Below are 17,310 nucleotides of genomic sequence, written 5' to 3'. Positions count from 1 at the left end.
ATGCTTGCCGTCGCCCGCGGAGGCCAACAGGATGTAGTCACAAAGGCGTTGCCACACGAGGTGGCGCTCTTAGCCTTTGAAATCAGTAGTATTATTCATTTTTAAAAATTCCATGAACTCAGTGTTCATACTCCATATTTATATACTTATCTTAAAAAAGAATTAGATTGAGGTGGTAGTAAATTGTTAGCAACTATTCGTAAGCCAAACAAACACAAATTGCACGATTGGTTGATGAGTTATTTGTTCTTGTTACCAGCGTTAACATTTTTCCTCATTTTCGTTGTATATCCTATGTTAAGAGGGATATATATGAGTTTCTTCGACTATAGCATTACAAGCTTTGAATTCATTGGATGGGAAAACTATGTAACCTTGTATCATGATGAAACTTTCCATAAGTCACTCATAAATACGATTGTATTAGTAGCTGTTGCAGTCCCTATAGTTATTGGCTTCTCTATTTTCGTCGCAATGGCGATTTACAAGAAAAGTGAGTTTATCCGGTCATTTTGTAGAGGCATCTTTTATCTGCCAGCGGTTACTTCTGTTGTAAGTGTGACCGTCGTATGGGGATGGATCTATCATCCAAACTTTGGACTGCTAAATTATATAACTAACTTTTTCGGAATGGAGCCGATATCCTGGCTTGGAGATCCAAAAACAGCATTAATGGCCATAACAGTCATATTAATCACAACTTCTGTCGGTCAGCCGATCATTTTATATGTTGCTTCTTTAGGTAATATTCCTGCCAGTTATATAGAGGCTGCTCAAATTGACCGTGCAAGTCCAGGACAAATTTTCCGCAAAATTATTTGGCCATTACTAATGCCAACAAGCTTGTATGTAATTGTCATTACTACGATAAATTCGTTTCAGTGTTTTGCACTTATACAATTACTTACTTCCGGCGGACCAATTCATAGTACCTCGACGGTCATGTATGGTGTTTACCAACAAGCATTTCTTTTAGGTAACTTTGGTATAGCCTCAGCTATGGGGGTAATTCTAGCCATTATCATTGGCATAATTTCAATCATTCAATTTAAATACTTAGGGAATGACGTGGAGTATTAAAAGGAGGAAACATCTTGAAAGCAATATCTCCGGTAAAAATGAAGAAAGAAAATGATGGGCGTGGACGTCCAAAATGGTTTCGCGACTTAAGCGCATTTAAAATAATATCCACAATTATATTAGTCCTCTCTGGATTATTCTTTTTGTTCCCACTTTACTGGATTGTTACTGGCGCGTTTAAATCTCAAGTTGTAGCAATCACAATTCCACCAGAATGGTTTCCGTTAAATCCTATACTGGATAACTGGGTAATATTATTTAACAATCCAGTTTGGCGTTGGACATTTAATAGTTTCTTCATAGCAAGTGCAGAGATGATTGCCGTATGTTTTGTAAGTGCAACAGCAGGTTTTGTACTAGCAAAAAAGGTATTTCCTGGTCGTAAGCTTATCTTTATCGCACTTATCGCTGCAATGGCGCTACCTAAACAGGTTATTTTAGTTCCGCTGTTTACGATGCTAGCAGATTTGGGCTGGGTAGATACATATAAAGGACTGATCATTCCTGCAATTGGCTGGCCATTTGGAGTTTTCTTGATGAAGCAGTTCTCACAAACAATACCAAATGAACTCCTAGAAGCTGCAAAAATAGATGGCTGTGGTGAGATTCGTTCATTTTTCCATATCGTGTTGCCGATGCTTAAACCAGCAATCGGAGCTTTAGCCATTTTCACCTTCATGTTAAGTTGGAATGATTATTTTAGCCAACTCGTTATTACGCGTTCCACGGATATGATGACTCTGCCATTAGGTATTGCAACCATGCAGGGTGAATACAAAACAGATTACGGTGTAATGATGGCCGGTGCTGCATTAGCTTCTGTTCCTATGATCATCATCTTCATGCTTTTCCAAAAATCATTCACACAAGGAATTACAATGGGTTCTATCAAGTAAAAGGGTGGGGATTATATTGCTAAACAAATTTAAAGGGATTATACCTGCTTTTTATGCTTGCTATGATGATGCAGGGGAAATATCACAAGAGAGAATAATAAAACTAAGTCAGTATTTATATGAAAAAGGGATCAAGGGTCTCTATGTGGGGGGAAGTTCGGGCGAGTGTATATATCAATCTCTTGCCGAAAGAAAGGCAACACTCAAGTATGTTGCGGAAAGCCTGCAAGGGAAATTGACGCTCATCGCACATGTCGGAGCACCATCTACTAAGGAAAGTGTGGAATTAGCCAAGTATGCGGAGGAATTAGGCTATGACGCGTTATCTGCTATTCCCCCGATCTATTTTCAACTACCTGAAAGTGCGATTGAAAAATACTGGTTGGAAATTATGAATTCAACGGAATTGCCATTTATCATTTACAACATTCCTCAAACGACGGGCTATAACCTTTCTGTTTCGTTACTGAAAAGGCTATTAAAAAATGACAAGCTAATCGGCGTTAAGAATTCTTCTATGCCAGTGATGGATATTGAGCGATTTAAAGCAGCAGCCCATGAGGAATTTATCGTTTTTAATGGACCAGATGAACAATATGTGTCTGGTAGATTAATAGGGGCAGATGGAGGAATTGGCGGAACGTATGGAGTAATGCCGGAGTTATTCTTAAAAGCAGAGGAATTTATTGCAACAGGTAACTTCTCAAATGCTAGAGAAATCCAACATGAAATTAACGATATTATTATTGCACTTTGTTCATTGAATGGTTCGATGTATTCCGTTATAAAAGAGATTTTAAAAATAAGAGGCATAAATATTGGAAGTGTCCGGGGTCCATTAGAGGCACTACATGGAGAAGATTTAGGGAAAGTAGAAGGTATTAAAAGGATGATTGATGAGGCAATCGAAAAATATCAAATGGCTTAAGTATGGAGATGAATATAGATGAAACGTAAAGAGGAAATATTAAAATCCATCGAGCGTGAACTCATCGTTTCTTGCCAGGCTTTGCCTGAAGAACCATTGCATAGCCCTTACATTATGGCAAGAATGGCTTATGCTGCGATGTTGGGTGGCGCAAAGGGGATTAGAGCGAATAGCATTGATGATATTAGAGAGATTAAAAAAGCAGTTAACCTGCCGATCATTGGCATTATTAAACAGGTCTATGATGAATCGAATGTTTTCATCACACCTACACATAAAGAAATAGATTTACTCTATCAGGAAGGCGTCGAAATTATTGCGATTGATGCAACTAATAGGATTAGACCTGATGGTAAAGTAATTAGCGAAGTTTTTCCAGCTATTCGTGAACAATATAGGAACCAATTGTTTATGGCTGATTGTTCCACTTATGATGAGGCAAAACAAGCATATGAATTAGGTTTTGATTGCTTAGGTACTACACTTAGTGGTTATACAACATATACGCAAGGTACTAAATTACCAGATGGGGAGCTGATTGCAAACCTAGTTAGAGATTTTCCAATTCCAATCATTGCAGAGGGTGGAATTTGGACACCTGAGGAACTAAAGGGAGTATTCGAATTAGGTGCATATTCAGCGGTAGTTGGAACTGCCATTACGAGACCGATGGATATTACGAAAAGATTTGTAAAAGCTGTAAAGTTCGATCTAGAAGGATGAACCCGATGAATATATTAGCTATCGATATTGGTGGAACATCTATTAAACTTGGCATCTCTGATGAAAAAGGAAATATAGTAAATTTTCAAGAGTTCGATTCTCAAGCTAAAATGGGAGGGAACCATTTAATAGAAAGAATAATTCAGTTAGTCAAAATGAATTATGTAGACTTCCAAGCTATTGGCATTAGTACCGCTGGGCAGGTTAATAGTAAAGAAGGCTCTATCATCTATGCAAATGATAACATTCCTAATTTTACTGGTATGAGGTTAAAGTCTATTTTTGAGTTGAATTTTAATGTCCCAGTTGCTGTAGAAAATGATGTGAATGCTGCAGCGTTAGGGGAAAAAAAGTTTGGTGCTGGTAAAAGGTATACTGACTTTTTATGTTTAACCTATGGAACTGGTATAGGTGGTGCTATTGTATATAATTCTAGTATCTATAGAGGGTTTAATGGCTCAGCAGCTGAGTTTGGACATATAATTCTATATCCAGGTGGAAGGAAATGTACTTGTGGGTTTTTAGGCTGTTATGAAGTGTATGGTTCCACCACAGCCTTAGTTGAAAAAGCACTTCAAGTCGATCATAAGTATGCGAACGGTCGAGCGATATTTGAAGGGCTTGAAAGAGGTAATGCAGAACTGGAGAAGATTCTGAATGCATGGATAATGGATGTAGCATATGGTTTAGTTTCATTGACCCACATATTCAATCCTCCTGTAATTATTTTAGGCGGTGGAGTTATGGAACAGGACAAATTAGTATCATTGGTAAACAGTAAAGTTAAGGAACTAGTAATGGAAAGTTATTCCGATATAGAAATTGTAAAGGCAACACTCGGCAACAAAGCAGGGTTATTAGGTGCAGTTTCCTTGCATTTATGAATGAAAACTTGTAGAGTTATAAAAAATAAATTGATCTAAAGCCTTGAATCATGATAGTTCTTATCCAATTAAATATAAAAAAAGAAGATGCCAATCCTCTTTGGTAGCTTCTTTTTTGCGTGACAAATAATGATTCTTTGTATGTAAAATACTTATTTCCATATAAAACCTTACATAAAATAATTGTTTTGATGCATATTAAAACAGTCGACAACTTCAGATTTTAAGAGACCTTTATAATGTACGCTTTGGAAAGCTACCTATTGCACTTATAGACAGAAATGTTTGTCTCTCTCTTTTTTAGGGCAATACATAAAAGGGATTATTGAAAAGTACATCGGAGGTATAACATTGAAAAATAGAATTATAATATTTACACTAATATTTATAAGTATAACTTTATCTACAGCAAGTGCTTCAGAACCATTGATAAACCAACTAGATTTACCAAATACAAAGGTAGAGGATACACCTATCGTAGAAGAAAGTCTTCCAGATCCAACTATTCATACAGTTGTAGAAGGAGATAATCTGTATGATATTGCGGAAGCTTATAATGTTCCCATTGACTTACTAATGGAGTGGAATGGATTGTCTGATCATGTGATTTATCCAAAAGACCAGTTAATACTAAGTAAGGATGCGGAGCTAGTGAAGCACCCAAGTACTATTCCGCCAGACGGACCAGGACAAGAGATGATAGTGGAGGCAACAGCCTATACAGCCTATTGCTATGGCTGCATCGGCATAACTGCTTACGGCATCGATCTAAGATCCAATCCAGAAGAGAAAGTGATTGCAGTGGACCCTACAGTTATTCCGCTTGGCACTAGAGTGTGGGTAGAAGGATACGGAGAAGCAATTGCTGGGGATACTGGTGGTGCTATAAAAGGTAATCGAATTGATGTGTTCATTCCTACTTATGATGGAGCAATTGAGTGGGGAAGACAGGAAATAATATTGAAAATCCTGGAGTAATTTAGATGTAAACTATGTGTATATAACACCATTTTTCCAAACAGATTTTATATGTTTGGGAGGATGGTTTCTTTTTATTTTGTTAGAATGTTTGTTTTTGAAAGTTTTTGGGCAATACTTAATCAAATTTAAAAGTGATTGAAAGATTGCTTGTAAGGAGGATAAAGTATTGAAAGCAAAAACGTTGTTAATGATTTTAGTAGCTACTTTTTCGATGAGCTCAGTAACGTACGCTGCTGATCCATTTCTAGTCGCCACTAGTGATGGAGAAGAATTTGATATATACAATTCAGATAGCGTCGCGGATTTTTCTTTTTTTGATGATGCACTAAATATCGAACTAGCTTATGATTTTCTACTGGAACCTAAGACATATACGGTAGAAAAAGGGGATAATCTATTTAGGATTGCTCTAGAGCATAGTATTTCATTGGAATCTCTGATGGAATGGAATAATATCGAAGGGGAACTAATCTTACCTGGCGATGTATTAACTGTAAGCAACACTGGTATCCCTGAAACTATTAAGAAGGTAGCAGCTGCTTCAACAACTGTAGCTAGAAGTTCCCCACCTACTAATACGGTGGAAGCACCAAAAGTAACCGTATCTTCTTCCAAAGAAGAGCCGGAAAGTTATGGAGCAGAGATGACGGTTACCGCCACGGCTTACACAGCGTATTGCGCAGGGTGCTCAGGGACGACCGCATATGGGATCGATTTGCGAGCTAACCCTGATCAAAAAGTAATAGCAGTAGATCCTCGGGTAATCCCATTAGGTACAAGAGTGTGGGTAGAGGGTTATGGAGAAGCAATAGCTGGTGACACAGGGGGAGCTATTAAAGGCAATAAAATTGATGTTTTTATCCCTTCCCATGATAATGCTATCGCTTGGGGAGTCAAAGAAGTAAAACTTAGGGTTATCAATTAAATCCAAAAAACAGATCAGCGACTTATGCTGATCTGTTTTTTTTACATATTTAGTTCGTTTTTATAAGTAAGTAGATAAAGTAAGGAGCACCAAGAACGGAGATGACCAATCCGACTGGGAGTTCCATTGGTGCTAATATGACACGGCCAAGGGTGTCTGCGAGCAATAGTAACAGTGCTCCTAGCAAAGCAGCTAGGGGTAGTGACTTGGCATGAGAAGCACCTACTAAACGGCGTGCCATATGTGGAGCGATTAAACCGAGAAAAGTAATTCCTCCTCCAACTGATACGCAAACCGCCGCAATCGCTACGGAAATGAACAGAAGGAAGCGTCTTTCTTTTTCAATATTGGCCCCGACACCTATTGCAATAGAGTCTCCTAACTTTAATACATCTAAGACTCGAGATTTATAAAGAACAATTGGGATCAGGACAACTAACCAAAGGGCAATCATCCAAACAAATGTCCAATTTGTTCCCCAAATACTACCAGAAAGCCAAACGATCGCTTTCATAAAGTCAATCGGCTCCATTTTCATTTGGAAAATAGTTAGACCTGCTCCAAATGCAGCATTAATCCCGATTCCTACAAGTATTAGCCGTATAGGAGTTACACGACCATTTTTCCAGGAAATTATATAGATAAGGAATGCTGCTATAAATCCTCCGATTAGTGCTGCAAATGGCATGATGAAAATAGAAAGCCAACCAGTTATAAAGACAGTTCCTTGAAAAAAGAACATATAAAGCACGATGGTAAAACCTGCACCAGCATTGATGCCTAGAATGCCGGGATCAGCTAGTGGGTTTCCAGAAATTCCTTGCAAAATTGCACCAGATATAGAAATTCCTAAACCTACCAGTAAGGCCATGAATATTCGAGGTAAGCGGAATTCAAATATAGTAAGTTCATTTTGAGGAGTACCATTACCAAACAATGTAGCAATAACATCGGCAATCGGTATTTTCATATATCCTGCATTAATACTTATTAGAATAGCCATAATGATTAAAATAAATGTAGTGATCATAAGAAACTTATATTTGGCTTCATTTTTAGCTAAAGTGTTTGGCATCATAATCCTCTCCCCTCTTTACGTGCTAGGTAGAGAAAGAACGGCACACCGATCAAGGCAGTAATTGCACTGACAGGTGTCTCAAAGGGAGGATTTACACTACGTCCAACGATATCTGCAGTGATCAATAATATACCGCCTAAAATAGCGGAACATGGAATAATCCACCGATAATCTACTCCAACAAGAAATCTAGTGATATGAGGAATTACCAGACCTACAAAACCAATCATCCCAGCAATGGATACTGCAGCCCCCGTTAATAGAAGCACAGCAATTGTTCCTAACAATTGTACATAACCGGTTCGTTGACCGAGTCCTTTTGCGACATCTTCTCCTAAACTTAGCACAGAGATAGAGCGCGACAAGATTAACGCTAATATAAGTCCGACGATGATAAATGGAATAGCAAATAAAATATGTTGCGGCTGAATACTCGATACGCCGCCAGCATACCAGTAGCTGATATCCTTTGATACATTGAATTTAATACCAATAGCTGTGGATAGGGAACTAAGTAGGGAAGTAATGGCTGAGCCGACTAGCGCTAATTTTACCGGAGTCACCCCACCCTTCGCCATAGCAGAGATTCCAAATACTAAAGCTGCACCGAGCCCCGCTCCAACGAATGAGAACATCATTAAGCCCAAGTAACTTATACCTGGTAACGCAGCTAGCGCAATGGCTATTAAAAAAGATGACCCTGAAGTGACCCCCATTATGGATGGGGAAGCCAATGGATTTCTTGTCATCCCTTGCATGATTGCACCAGATACTGCTAAAGCAGCTCCAACAGAAATAGCGGCTATAGCTCGGGGAAGTCGAAGTTCACGAATGATAACATGGGAAGAATTAGTTGGATCAAAGTGAAAAATAGCACTCCATACGTCCTGATAGCTTAAGGTGGAGGATGCCCCAAAATTTATAGATACCACCACACTAAGGGCAAGTAGTATGATGCCAATGATTATGACAGCAGAGCTAGTGAAAGGATTTTTATAATCTAATGTTGTTTTAGTATTCATATGTATCATTATCCCCATTTTAAGAAAAAATAAATATTGACAAATGAAAGAATTTGTATTCTAATTGAAATCGAGAATCATTATCAATGATTCTATTATATCATACCAAAAGGGAGATTAACATGAAAAATATACTAGGTAAAAATAAATGGATACAATTAGTAGGAGCAGGTGCTTTAGCTTTAGCATTAGCGGCTTGTGGGGATGAAGATTCTAAAGAGCAGTCCACAACAGATAAAGCAGAAGAACAAGCAACGGACGTACAGGAAAGCGATACACGTACATTGACAGATGCGATGGGCAATGAAGTAGTAGTGCCTGTTAACCCGGAACGTGTACTAGCTTCATACTTAGAAGATAATTTAGTCGCATTAGGAATAACTCCTGTTGCACAATGGAGTGTAAATGATGGTGCAAGCATACAGGGATATTTACAGGACGATTTAAAAGACGTTCCAATGATTCCTTATGACTTACCATTCGAAGCAGTTCAAGAATACGCACCTGACTTGATCATCATGGATTCAGCAAGCATGGTAGAAGGCGGTAAATACGAGCAATACAGTAAAATTGCTCCAACATACGTAATTGGAACAGAAGTCAACAACGATTGGCGCGACGAACTAAAGCGTGTAGGGGAGGTATTCGGTAAAGAAGCAGAAGCTCAAAAAGCACTGGAAGATTATGATGCAAAAGCGGCAGAAGCAAAAGCAACGATAGAAGCTGAGGTAGGAAATCCTTCAGTAGCTGCTGTATGGCTAGTAGGTGGGAAATTCTTCGTAGTAGGAGAAAACTTATCTAGTGGTGCGGTAATGTATGGTGATTTAGGATTGAAGACACCTGCAGTAGTAAAAGAAATTTCAGCAAGTGCAACTGGTAACTGGAGTGAAATATCTTTAGAAAAACTGGTTGAGTTAGATGCAGAGCATTTATTCTTGATCAATAGTGATACAACAAGTGGTTCTACTGCTTTAAGTGAAGCATTATGGAACAGTGTTCCTGCTGTAAAAGCTGGAAATGTATATGAATTTTCACCAGACGAAAGCTGGTTATACACTGGAACAATTGCTAATGAACAAATTATCGACAATATTTTAAAAAGCATTGTAAAATAGTTTGCCAAGAGAGGCTATCTCCCTGTTATTGGGAGATAGCTTTTAATTGTTTTAGTTCTTCTGCCAATTTAGATCTACGTAACTTTCTGTGTCGCAGAAAGTCCTTCATCTCATCCACGGATTGATAAGACAAGCGAATATTGTAATAATTTATATACTCTGCTAGCGCAAACAGATATAAAAAGAGGGTCCAATAGTAGGCTTTAGAATGATTTATCGATTCATATATCAATATAATAAAGCCAACTCCTATAAGAAAAAGATTCACTCGCTTTAGAATCCTGAAAAATTTCAGATGATAATCGGGCAATATAGTGAAATCCCTATGCTTAGCTTGTCTCCATTTTAAATACCAATAATAACTTCCTTGTAATAATAGAAATTCTAGGAATAGAAATGCATATAAAGGGGGAAAAGAAGTGAAGTATGGATTTGCCCATTCATGCATACGTAAAAACAGTAGCCATACACCTCCAAACATGATTGTTGCGGTCAATTCACCTGTAAACAATTTAAATAGTTTTTTCGTTAGTTTCTGATGCATGTACACACCCTCTTTGCGTAAAATTCTATGTTTAACATCGATTGTACCCCACTTTAATCATTTAATTTACTAAAGGGTTGAGAAGACAGATAGAATGTAGCATAATAAGAAAATTAATATTTATATAATGGGAGCTGTTTCTATGTCTATTAACATGAAAGCAAAAAGTAACTCACAACATCAAAACAGTCATTTTGAAAATCGTGGACGATTGCTAGTAAAATGCCCTGATAAACCAGGAATCGTGTCAGTGCTATCAACATTTTTACACACACATAATTCAAATATTATTGAGTCTAGCCAATATTCCAGTGATCCAGTGAACGGTACATTTTTTATACGAATTGCATATCATTGTGAAGGTTTAGTTGGAAAGTGTGCACAAATGGAAAAGGATTTCGAACAAATTGCTGCAGTGCATAATATGGAATATAGTTTTAATTATTTACGTGAGCGTACACGTTCTGCAATTTTTGTTTCTAAGGAACCACACTGTTTAATGGAGCTTTTATGGGAATGGCAAAACGGAGATTTGGATACAGATATAGTTGTAGTCATTAGTAATCATGAAGACGCCCGGCCATTTGTCGAGGCTCTAGGCATTCCATATTATTATATACCAGCAAACAAAGATATTCGAAAACAAGTGGAAGCTGAACAGGTTCGTTTAATGGAGCAGTACAAAGTAGATTTACTCATCCTGGCTCGTTATATGCAAATATTAACACCAGAGTTTGTAGAGCATTTTGAAAATCGGATTATTAATATACATCATTCATTTTTACCAGCGTTTATCGGTGCTGGTCCATATGAGCGGGCATACGAACGCGGAGTGAAGCTGATTGGGGCTACTTCTCATTATGTAACAAACAATTTAGATGAAGGTCCAATTATCGAACAAGATGTGGAGCGAGTAGATCATCGGGATGACGTAGTTCAGTTAAAGAAAATTGGTCGTACTATCGAACGACGAGTATTAACAAAAGCTGTGAAATGGCATTTAGAAAATCGTGTTATCGTAGAAGGCAATAAGACAATCGTTTTCCACTAAGTCAAAAGTTGGTAATGCTCATATAGGTTGAATGCGCTACTCCTTCTGTATATAATGGATATAGAAACAGAGACTATAAAGACTGGATACGCGAATATCCAGTCAGCAATTACAGACCGCGGAAAGAGCGGTTGGTCCAAGGTCGAAAATAACCGTCAAACCTTTAGCTCAGGGGACGGTTATTTCTTTTTTACAAAGAAAATGATAATGGTCACTACTATGGAAAAGGTTGCTATCAGTACAGCACTAAGCTGGATCAACAAACTCATCATCTGGTATGTTGTCATGGCAACACCTCCTAACGGAAAAGTGACCAGCCGCCTACCCTACTATGTAATTGCCAACTTATTATAACACAAAAAAGAACTAATGTTCTATTTTATTGTTGTGTCGTTATTCGAATCTCTATCTAATGATGTCACAGATGCATGATTTTTCACATAAATTCTCCGACAATAAAAGCCCTACCAGAGCAATTATTTCTCTGGTAGGGCTTCTATTAAATTTGAATGGGTTTCTTTGCTCGAATATCTCCTAATAAGAACCTTCCGTATGGAATCATTTTTTGAATTATGATAGATGCTATGATCGGTATGATTAATCCGAGTGTCGTAAAACCAATAATGCCGTATTGGAAATAGTCGTTCAGGATAATATCAGTGAAAATATGCAAATACATAATAGTAATTGAATGTTTTTCAATTTTTGCCAACCAGTCTAACGAAAGAATAGTAGTAATTCTTTGGAACAGACCAAGAATAACGATTATGAACGCAATGGGTATCACTAAGTCTAGTAGTAAATGTTCATAGCGAAGGAATTTCATACTTAAGTGATAATCAATAACCCCAAGTTTATCAGTAACTATGGCAGTTATTGCCACGATTAGAGCTCCGATAAACCACGTTTTAGTAATGTTCATCCAAATAGATTTAGCATAATAGCCAAGAGAAAAATAGACGATTGCCATTAAGACGACATCCAAGTTCCAAAGCATTGGAATTGTTTGTGAAGCTTTATCTGGTGCTCCACTAATATATTGCATTGCAAAAATACTTTCTAAATGTGCGACGATGTAAAAGACGATAAGTAATACTATTTGTTTGAATCGATTTAAATACTTTGTCATCAATGTGAACAATAAATATGTAAAGAACAATGTGGTGACGAACCAGAAAACTCCATAAGCACCCCGTGCAAAACGACCCGCAATAACTAATTTCCATAAATCTTGTATGTACCAGGATAAGTCGAAGTTACCTCCTGCAAGCTCCATTCCATATCGAACAGTTGTAATGGCTAATAGGAAAAAGAAATAAGGTACCATCAGCTGTAGAAACCTTTTTTTGATAGAGACTTTTGTATCTTGTTCCTCTTTTAATTCTTTGAAAAATAATCCACTTAATAAGAAAAAGGCCGGCATATGAAACCAATATATATAAGTGATAAACGGAAAATCCAATTCACCTGGATAATGTCCGATTACAACTAATATCATTAAGAATCCTTTTGTCACATCCACCCATGTTAATCGCTTGTTAGCCATAAAACTTCCTCCAAAACATAATATCTATGTTTGTTTATCCGTTTTTGGGTAATTATAAACGTATAATGTGTTTCAAGTATATTACATATTTTTAAAAGGAGTTTTGTTATATGTTGGAAGTAATTTGTTTTGGTGATAGTATCACTGCCAGAAAAGAAGGGTATCCATCGCCCATATTAACTCATAAAATGTCTTCAAAAATGCCTAATTATAAATTTATCAATGCAGGAGTATCCGGAAATACAACGGAGCAAGCGATGTTTCGTTTTAACAGAGATGTGTTATCTAAGCGTCCAGATGTAGTGACTGTATTATTTGGAGCAAATGATTCGGCAACTGATAAGTTGGTAGATATAGATACGTTTAAGCGTAATATTTCATTGTTTACAAAGCAGATTGGTCCAGAAAAGACTATATTAATAAGCCCAGCTCCCGTTGATGAATCTCTTCAGCGCAACCGAACGAATGAACGTTTAAAACAATATGCTCAGGTCGTTCAAGAGGTAGCAGAAGAGACAAACAGTTATTTTATCGATTTTTTTCAAATTGTATACTCAAAGCCAAACTATAAGGAGTTATTAGTTGGAGAGAAGAATGATGGACTTCATTTTGGGGAAGCTTGCTATGAATTGCTTTCTGATGTAATAGTGGAAAAGATAGAGGACATGGAAATTGAGGATGGTTTCTTCAAAAAGTTAGTAGACCGATTAATGAGAGGCTAGTATTTTTCTAGCGATTGTTGGTAATGATAATAGAAAGATTCGAATGAGGAGTGAATTTTTCATGCTGCAATTACAAACAGAGTTAGAAGGAAAAGAAATCGGTTTTGGTGATTTAAGAAGTAGAATAGATAGCCTCGGGTATACGATAGGTGGAAATTGGGACTACCATAAAGGCAGTTTTGACAATGTATTATGGCGAAATGAAGGCGAAACCATTTACTTGCGACTTCCATTTGAAGTGGTGGAAGGGGAGTTAGATAATTACGACGCACAGATTAAGTTTCAAACTCCTTATGTGATCAAGCATGTTGTTAATATAGGTTTAGATGATGAGGAGAATTCACTGCTCACTTCTACAGGGTTCAATCAATTCCAACCTCCAGTTGATAAGGATGGTCAAATTGAAAACCAAAATAAATGGACAGCAGCTGGAGAACAAGCAGTTGAGAAAATCGTACGGTTAGTTCAATAAGTGAAAGATCATTTTGCACAAGTTGCGAAATGGTCTTTTTTTAACTGATGAGAAAGTGTATGTAGTGTGAAATTTGGAATTACAGAACTATAAAGGATAAATAATACTACTGACTTTCACTTCCGGCGGACACTTCCCGTGAGCTTGGCTTCAGCTATAGCTGGTGTCACCGCCCCCCTCCGCTCCACTCAATGACATATCTACTTTTTTTAAGTACCGGGTGTTTTTTACCTGGTTTTTCTTATGCTTTAGGAAATTATAAAATCTACGGCATATGGATAACCTTCTACAAGTAATTATTCGTCCAGACTTCAGCGCCTAGCCCCTCGAGTCGCTTCAGAATAGCAATAAAGACAAAGAGCGCCTTTATTGCTATTCTTCCAGCGCTTGTAGGGTCTTACATAGGCGCTTGCGCTTTTGTTCTTGCTAGAAGCTAACTAGAAAGACCCCACACTTACAATATTCGACGTATTTCATTATAATAGAAGCATTAGAGATGTAACTGGAAAGGAAAGCAACCGATGAAATATGAACGAATGATTAATTCGGAGCAAGAAACACAGGCTCTTGCCGAGCAAATGGCAGCTCGCTTACATGCCGGGGATGTCCTGACTCTAGAAGGTGATTTAGGAGCAGGTAAAACGACATTCACTAAAAGTGTGGCAAAAGGCTTGGGTATTAAGCGTAACGTGAACAGTCCCACTTTTACTATATTAAAACAGTATGAGGGTAGGCTCCCGTTAAACCATTTAGATGTTTACCGACTTGCAAATAGTGATGAGGATCTAGGGTGGGACGAGCTGTTTTACGGGGATGCGGTCAGCATTATTGAGTGGGCCCATTTGATAGAAGAAGACCTACCGGCAGAACGACTAGCGATTCAGATACTACGGCTAGATGAGAATGCCAGAAAATTTACGTTTATGCCTCTGGGCGAACGATATGAACAATTATGTGAGGAGCTTTTTGAATGATTTGGTTAGGAATAGATACATCACATTCACCGCTAGCGGTAGCTATTGTAAAGGATGAACAAGTACTTGCTTCGATTCAGTCCTCTATGAAAATTACTCACTCGATTGGGACAATGCCAGCGATTGAAGAATTAATGGAAAAAGCAAATATCAAGCCAAATGAAATAGAGGCAATTGCTGTAGCGAAAGGACCCGGTTCTTATACAGGAGTCCGTATTGGAGTTACGATTGGAAAAACGCTCGCATGGACACTAAAGGTGCCGATATATTCAGTATCAAGCTTACATGTACTTGCCGAGAATGCACCCTATTTCCAAGGAGTAGTGTGTTCTATTATGGATGCACGTCGCGGTAATGTCTTTGCTGGAATCTATACAAACGGTGAAGTAGTAAAAGAAGCGCATATGTCTTTAGTAGATCTACTGACCACGTTAGATAATTTAGAACAGCCAGTTTTGTTTGTTGGGATGGACGTTACAATTCACTGGGAGCGTATAAAGGAAATACTTGGAGATAAGGTGCAACGTGTTAATGCTGCTTTCGATTTACCAAATGCTGCAGTTTTAATAGAAATGGCAAAAAAAATGGAGCCTAACGAAGTGCATACAGTAGTGCCGGAGTATTTACGTATTACAGAAGCAGAGGCAAACTGGATGAAAGAGCAGAAGAAAAATGGAAACTAATATTACGTATCGCAAAATGACAATAGATGATATAGACCAAGTTCTGTTAATCGAAGAGGAAGCTTTCGATACACCGTGGACAAGAGAAGCCTTTGAGCACGAAATGACGACAAATGAATATTCACACTATCTTGTAGCTGAAACTGAAACGAAAGAGATAGTTGGATACTGTGGCATGTGGGTAGTGATGGATGAAAGTCATATTACCAATGTGGCGGTATCGGAAAGAATGCGTGGAAACAAAATTGGCGAAGGCTTAATGCGTGAAGCTATCCGTGTTGTAACAGAGCAAAATGTAGTTCTCATGACGTTAGAAGTTAGAGTTTCAAATGATGTAGCGAAGAACTTATATCATAAACTCAATTTTCAAGACGGAGGCATACGGAAAAATTATTATTCAGATACCGGAGAGGATGCACTTGTGATGTGGGTGGAATTTAAATGATGAAAGACCAATATATCTTAGGGATAGAAACGAGCTGTGATGAGACAGCGGCATCGATAGTAAAAAATGGTCAAGAGATTATTTCCAATGTAGTCGCTTCACAAATTGAAAGTCATAAACGATTCGGTGGGGTAGTGCCCGAAATTGCATCCAGACATCATGTGGAGCAAATTACGATTGTCATTGAAGAAGCATTAAAACAAGCGGGCATGACACCTCAGGATTTAGATGCAGTTGCAGTAACAGAAGGACCTGGGTTAGTAGGGGCTCTTCTAATAGGTATAAATGCAGCGAAAGCATTTGCTTTTGCGAATGGGCTTCCACTTGTTGGGGTTCATCATATAGCAGGGCATATTTATGCAAATGCGTTAGTACAGAAGATGGAATTTCCACTTCTTGCATTAGTTGTTTCTGGAGGGCATACAGAGCTTGTATTGATGAAGGACGATGGTCTGTTCGAACTAATCGGTGAGACTAGAGATGACGCTGCAGGTGAAGCGTACGATAAAGTAGCACGTGTACTGAATCTCCCTTATCCAGGAGGCCCACATATCGATAAACTAGCTAATGAAAGTGACGAAGCACTGCAATTTCCAAGAGCTTGGCTAGAAGACGGGTCCTATGATTTTAGCTTTAGTGGATTAAAATCAGCAGTTATCAATTATCAGCATAACGCCGAGCAACGAGGGGAAAAAGTAAATCCGAACCATCTGGCGGCGGGCTTCCAGCAAAGTGTAGTGGAAGTGTTAACAACAAAAACAATTCGTGCTGCACGAGAATTTAAAGTTAAACAAGTCATAGCGGCAGGTGGAGTTGCTGCCAATAAAGGACTTCGTACATCACTAGAAGAAGCTTTTACTAAAGAAAATATACCTTTTTATGTTCCTCCCATCAAACTGTGTACCGATAATGCTGCGATGATTGCAGCTGCAGGAAATTCGAAATTTTCAGCGGGTCATAGAGGTAATATGTCGATGAATGGTAGGCCTGGACTAGAATTAGATAGTTGGAACTGAAAAAAAACAGAAATACCTATAATAGCCCTGAAAAGCGTTGCAGAATTGACGGTAAGGCTTCTTTTGCCTTTATCCGACATTCTGAAACAACTCAAGGGGCTAGAGCCTAGACAAATAATTGATGCCCCCTTTTCTTCGACAAGAAAAGAGGGTTTTTTAACACGGAATTTAGTAGTTGTCAATAGAGAACATCCGTACTTATGCACAATTTGTGGATAACATGTG

At 38.1% G+C, this 17,310-nt stretch carries 19 protein-coding genes; 15 read left to right on the top strand and 4 right to left on the bottom strand.

Annotated elements, in window-relative coordinates:
• The first annotated feature begins 183 nt into the window (after nt 1-183).
• The 7 genes from MKX53_RS15555 to MKX53_RS15525 all read left to right on the top strand — a co-directional run bounded on the left by MKX53_RS15555 (nt 184) and on the right by MKX53_RS15525 (nt 6,417).
• Nucleotides 184-1,080, top strand: a complete 897-nt coding sequence (locus MKX53_RS15555; RefSeq protein WP_434092747.1) for a carbohydrate ABC transporter permease — start codon at nt 184-186, stop codon at nt 1,078-1,080.
• 14 nt (nt 1,081-1,094) lie between these two features.
• Nucleotides 1,095-1,976: a carbohydrate ABC transporter permease gene (locus MKX53_RS15550; RefSeq protein WP_245762756.1), complete on the top strand. Its 882-nt coding sequence runs from the start codon at nt 1,095-1,097 to the stop codon at nt 1,974-1,976.
• A 13-nt stretch (nt 1,977-1,989) separates the two neighbouring features.
• A complete protein-coding gene (locus MKX53_RS15545) occupies nt 1,990-2,904 on the top strand; it encodes a dihydrodipicolinate synthase family protein (RefSeq protein WP_424514061.1) in 915 nt (304 codons plus the stop codon).
• Between the two features lie 18 nt (nt 2,905-2,922).
• Nucleotides 2,923-3,627, top strand: a complete 705-nt coding sequence (locus MKX53_RS15540) for an N-acetylmannosamine-6-phosphate 2-epimerase (protein WP_340912397.1) — start codon at nt 2,923-2,925, stop codon at nt 3,625-3,627.
• Nucleotides 3,628-3,632: 5 nt separating this feature from the next.
• Entirely contained in the window at nt 3,633-4,511 is an 879-nt protein-coding gene (locus MKX53_RS15535) for an ROK family protein (RefSeq protein WP_340912394.1), read from the top strand.
• Between the two features lie 351 nt (nt 4,512-4,862).
• Nucleotides 4,863-5,489, top strand: a complete 627-nt coding sequence (locus tag MKX53_RS15530; protein ID WP_340912391.1) for a 3D domain-containing protein — start codon at nt 4,863-4,865, stop codon at nt 5,487-5,489.
• Nucleotides 5,490-5,658: 169 nt separating this feature from the next.
• Nucleotides 5,659-6,417, top strand: coding sequence for a 3D domain-containing protein (locus tag MKX53_RS15525; protein WP_340912388.1), 759 nt, complete (start codon nt 5,659-5,661; stop codon nt 6,415-6,417).
• A 49-nt stretch (nt 6,418-6,466) separates the two neighbouring features.
• Here the strand turns inward: MKX53_RS15525 and MKX53_RS15520 are convergent, their stop codons facing one another.
• The gene (locus MKX53_RS15520; RefSeq protein WP_407691721.1) at nt 6,467-7,495 is read right to left on the bottom strand and encodes a FecCD family ABC transporter permease; all 1,029 of its coding nucleotides are present in this window, start codon (nt 7,493-7,495) and stop codon (nt 6,467-6,469) included.
• Entirely contained in the window at nt 7,492-8,526 is a 1,035-nt protein-coding gene (locus MKX53_RS15515) for a FecCD family ABC transporter permease (RefSeq protein ID WP_407691723.1), read from the bottom strand. The genes MKX53_RS15520 and MKX53_RS15515 overlap by 4 nt, the downstream gene beginning before the upstream one ends.
• A gap of 113 nt (nt 8,527-8,639) precedes the next feature.
• On the opposite strand from MKX53_RS15515, the gene MKX53_RS15510 reads away from it, so the two are divergent.
• Nucleotides 8,640-9,632, top strand: coding sequence for an ABC transporter substrate-binding protein (locus MKX53_RS15510; protein WP_340763557.1), 993 nt, complete (start codon nt 8,640-8,642; stop codon nt 9,630-9,632).
• A gap of 25 nt (nt 9,633-9,657) precedes the next feature.
• Here the strand turns inward: MKX53_RS15510 and MKX53_RS15505 are convergent, their stop codons facing one another.
• Nucleotides 9,658-10,176, bottom strand: coding sequence for a hypothetical protein (locus tag MKX53_RS15505; protein ID WP_340912386.1), 519 nt, complete (start codon nt 10,174-10,176; stop codon nt 9,658-9,660).
• 142 nt (nt 10,177-10,318) lie between these two features.
• Here MKX53_RS15505 and purU point away from each other — a divergent pair, with 142 nt between their 5' ends.
• Entirely contained in the window at nt 10,319-11,227 is a 909-nt protein-coding gene (purU, locus tag MKX53_RS15500) for a formyltetrahydrofolate deformylase (RefSeq protein WP_340912385.1), read from the top strand.
• A 499-nt stretch (nt 11,228-11,726) separates the two neighbouring features.
• Here purU and MKX53_RS15495 read toward each other — a convergent pair whose 3' ends face one another.
• Entirely contained in the window at nt 11,727-12,773 is a 1,047-nt protein-coding gene (locus tag MKX53_RS15495; RefSeq protein ID WP_340763554.1) for an acyltransferase family protein, read from the bottom strand.
• 110 nt (nt 12,774-12,883) lie between these two features.
• On the opposite strand from MKX53_RS15495, the gene MKX53_RS15490 reads away from it, so the two are divergent.
• The 6 genes from MKX53_RS15490 (at nt 12,884) to tsaD (ending at nt 17,085) form a co-directional block, all read left to right on the top strand.
• A complete protein-coding gene (locus tag MKX53_RS15490) occupies nt 12,884-13,495 on the top strand; it encodes a GDSL-type esterase/lipase family protein (RefSeq protein WP_340912382.1) in 612 nt (203 codons plus the stop codon).
• Nucleotides 13,496-13,556: 61 nt separating this feature from the next.
• On the top strand, nt 13,557-13,967 hold the full coding sequence (locus MKX53_RS15485; RefSeq protein WP_093538274.1) for a YugN family protein: 411 nt from the start codon (nt 13,557-13,559) through the stop codon (nt 13,965-13,967).
• A gap of 521 nt (nt 13,968-14,488) precedes the next feature.
• Nucleotides 14,489-14,941, top strand: a complete 453-nt coding sequence (gene tsaE, locus MKX53_RS15480) for a tRNA (adenosine(37)-N6)-threonylcarbamoyltransferase complex ATPase subunit type 1 TsaE (RefSeq protein WP_093538275.1) — start codon at nt 14,489-14,491, stop codon at nt 14,939-14,941.
• Nucleotides 14,938-15,624: a tRNA (adenosine(37)-N6)-threonylcarbamoyltransferase complex dimerization subunit type 1 TsaB gene (gene tsaB, locus MKX53_RS15475; protein ID WP_340912381.1), complete on the top strand. Its 687-nt coding sequence runs from the start codon at nt 14,938-14,940 to the stop codon at nt 15,622-15,624. The genes tsaE and tsaB overlap by 4 nt, the downstream gene beginning before the upstream one ends.
• On the top strand, nt 15,614-16,069 hold the full coding sequence (rimI, locus tag MKX53_RS15470; protein WP_340912379.1) for a ribosomal protein S18-alanine N-acetyltransferase: 456 nt from the start codon (nt 15,614-15,616) through the stop codon (nt 16,067-16,069). Before tsaB ends, rimI begins: the two co-directional genes overlap by 11 nt.
• Nucleotides 16,066-17,085, top strand: coding sequence for a tRNA (adenosine(37)-N6)-threonylcarbamoyltransferase complex transferase subunit TsaD (gene tsaD / locus MKX53_RS15465; protein WP_340912378.1), 1,020 nt, complete (start codon nt 16,066-16,068; stop codon nt 17,083-17,085). The genes rimI and tsaD overlap by 4 nt, the downstream gene beginning before the upstream one ends.
• Nucleotides 17,086-17,310: the final 225 nt, after the last annotated feature.

Source organism: Psychrobacillus sp. FSL K6-4615, from assembly GCF_038008225.1.
Taxonomy (GTDB): domain Bacteria; phylum Bacillota; class Bacilli; order Bacillales_A; family Planococcaceae; genus Psychrobacillus; species Psychrobacillus psychrotolerans.
This window is presented reverse-complemented; position numbering and strand designations above follow the sequence as displayed.

Coding starts and splice junctions, on each gene's coding strand:
- MKX53_RS15490 (WP_340912382.1), top strand. CDS start 12,884: ATGTTGGAAGTAATTTGTTTTGGTGATAGTATCACTGCCAGAAAAGAA.
- MKX53_RS15510 (WP_340763557.1), top strand. CDS start 8,640: ATGAAAAATATACTAGGTAAAAATAAATGGATACAATTAGTAGGAGCA.
- MKX53_RS15485 (WP_093538274.1), top strand. CDS start 13,557: ATGCTGCAATTACAAACAGAGTTAGAAGGAAAAGAAATCGGTTTTGGT.
- rimI (WP_340912379.1), top strand. CDS start 15,614: ATGGAAACTAATATTACGTATCGCAAAATGACAATAGATGATATAGAC.
- MKX53_RS15535 (WP_340912394.1), top strand. CDS start 3,633: ATGAATATATTAGCTATCGATATTGGTGGAACATCTATTAAACTTGGC.
- tsaB (WP_340912381.1), top strand. CDS start 14,938: ATGATTTGGTTAGGAATAGATACATCACATTCACCGCTAGCGGTAGCT.
- MKX53_RS15520 (WP_407691721.1), bottom strand. CDS start 7,495: ATGATGCCAAACACTTTAGCTAAAAATGAAGCCAAATATAAGTTTCTT.
- MKX53_RS15505 (WP_340912386.1), bottom strand. CDS start 10,176: ATGCATCAGAAACTAACGAAAAAACTATTTAAATTGTTTACAGGTGAA.
- MKX53_RS15495 (WP_340763554.1), bottom strand. CDS start 12,773: ATGGCTAACAAGCGATTAACATGGGTGGATGTGACAAAAGGATTCTTA.
- tsaD (WP_340912378.1), top strand. CDS start 16,066: ATGATGAAAGACCAATATATCTTAGGGATAGAAACGAGCTGTGATGAG.
- MKX53_RS15515 (WP_407691723.1), bottom strand. CDS start 8,526: ATGATACATATGAATACTAAAACAACATTAGATTATAAAAATCCTTTC.
- MKX53_RS15540 (WP_340912397.1), top strand. CDS start 2,923: ATGAAACGTAAAGAGGAAATATTAAAATCCATCGAGCGTGAACTCATC.
- tsaE (WP_093538275.1), top strand. CDS start 14,489: ATGAAATATGAACGAATGATTAATTCGGAGCAAGAAACACAGGCTCTT.
- purU (WP_340912385.1), top strand. CDS start 10,319: ATGTCTATTAACATGAAAGCAAAAAGTAACTCACAACATCAAAACAGT.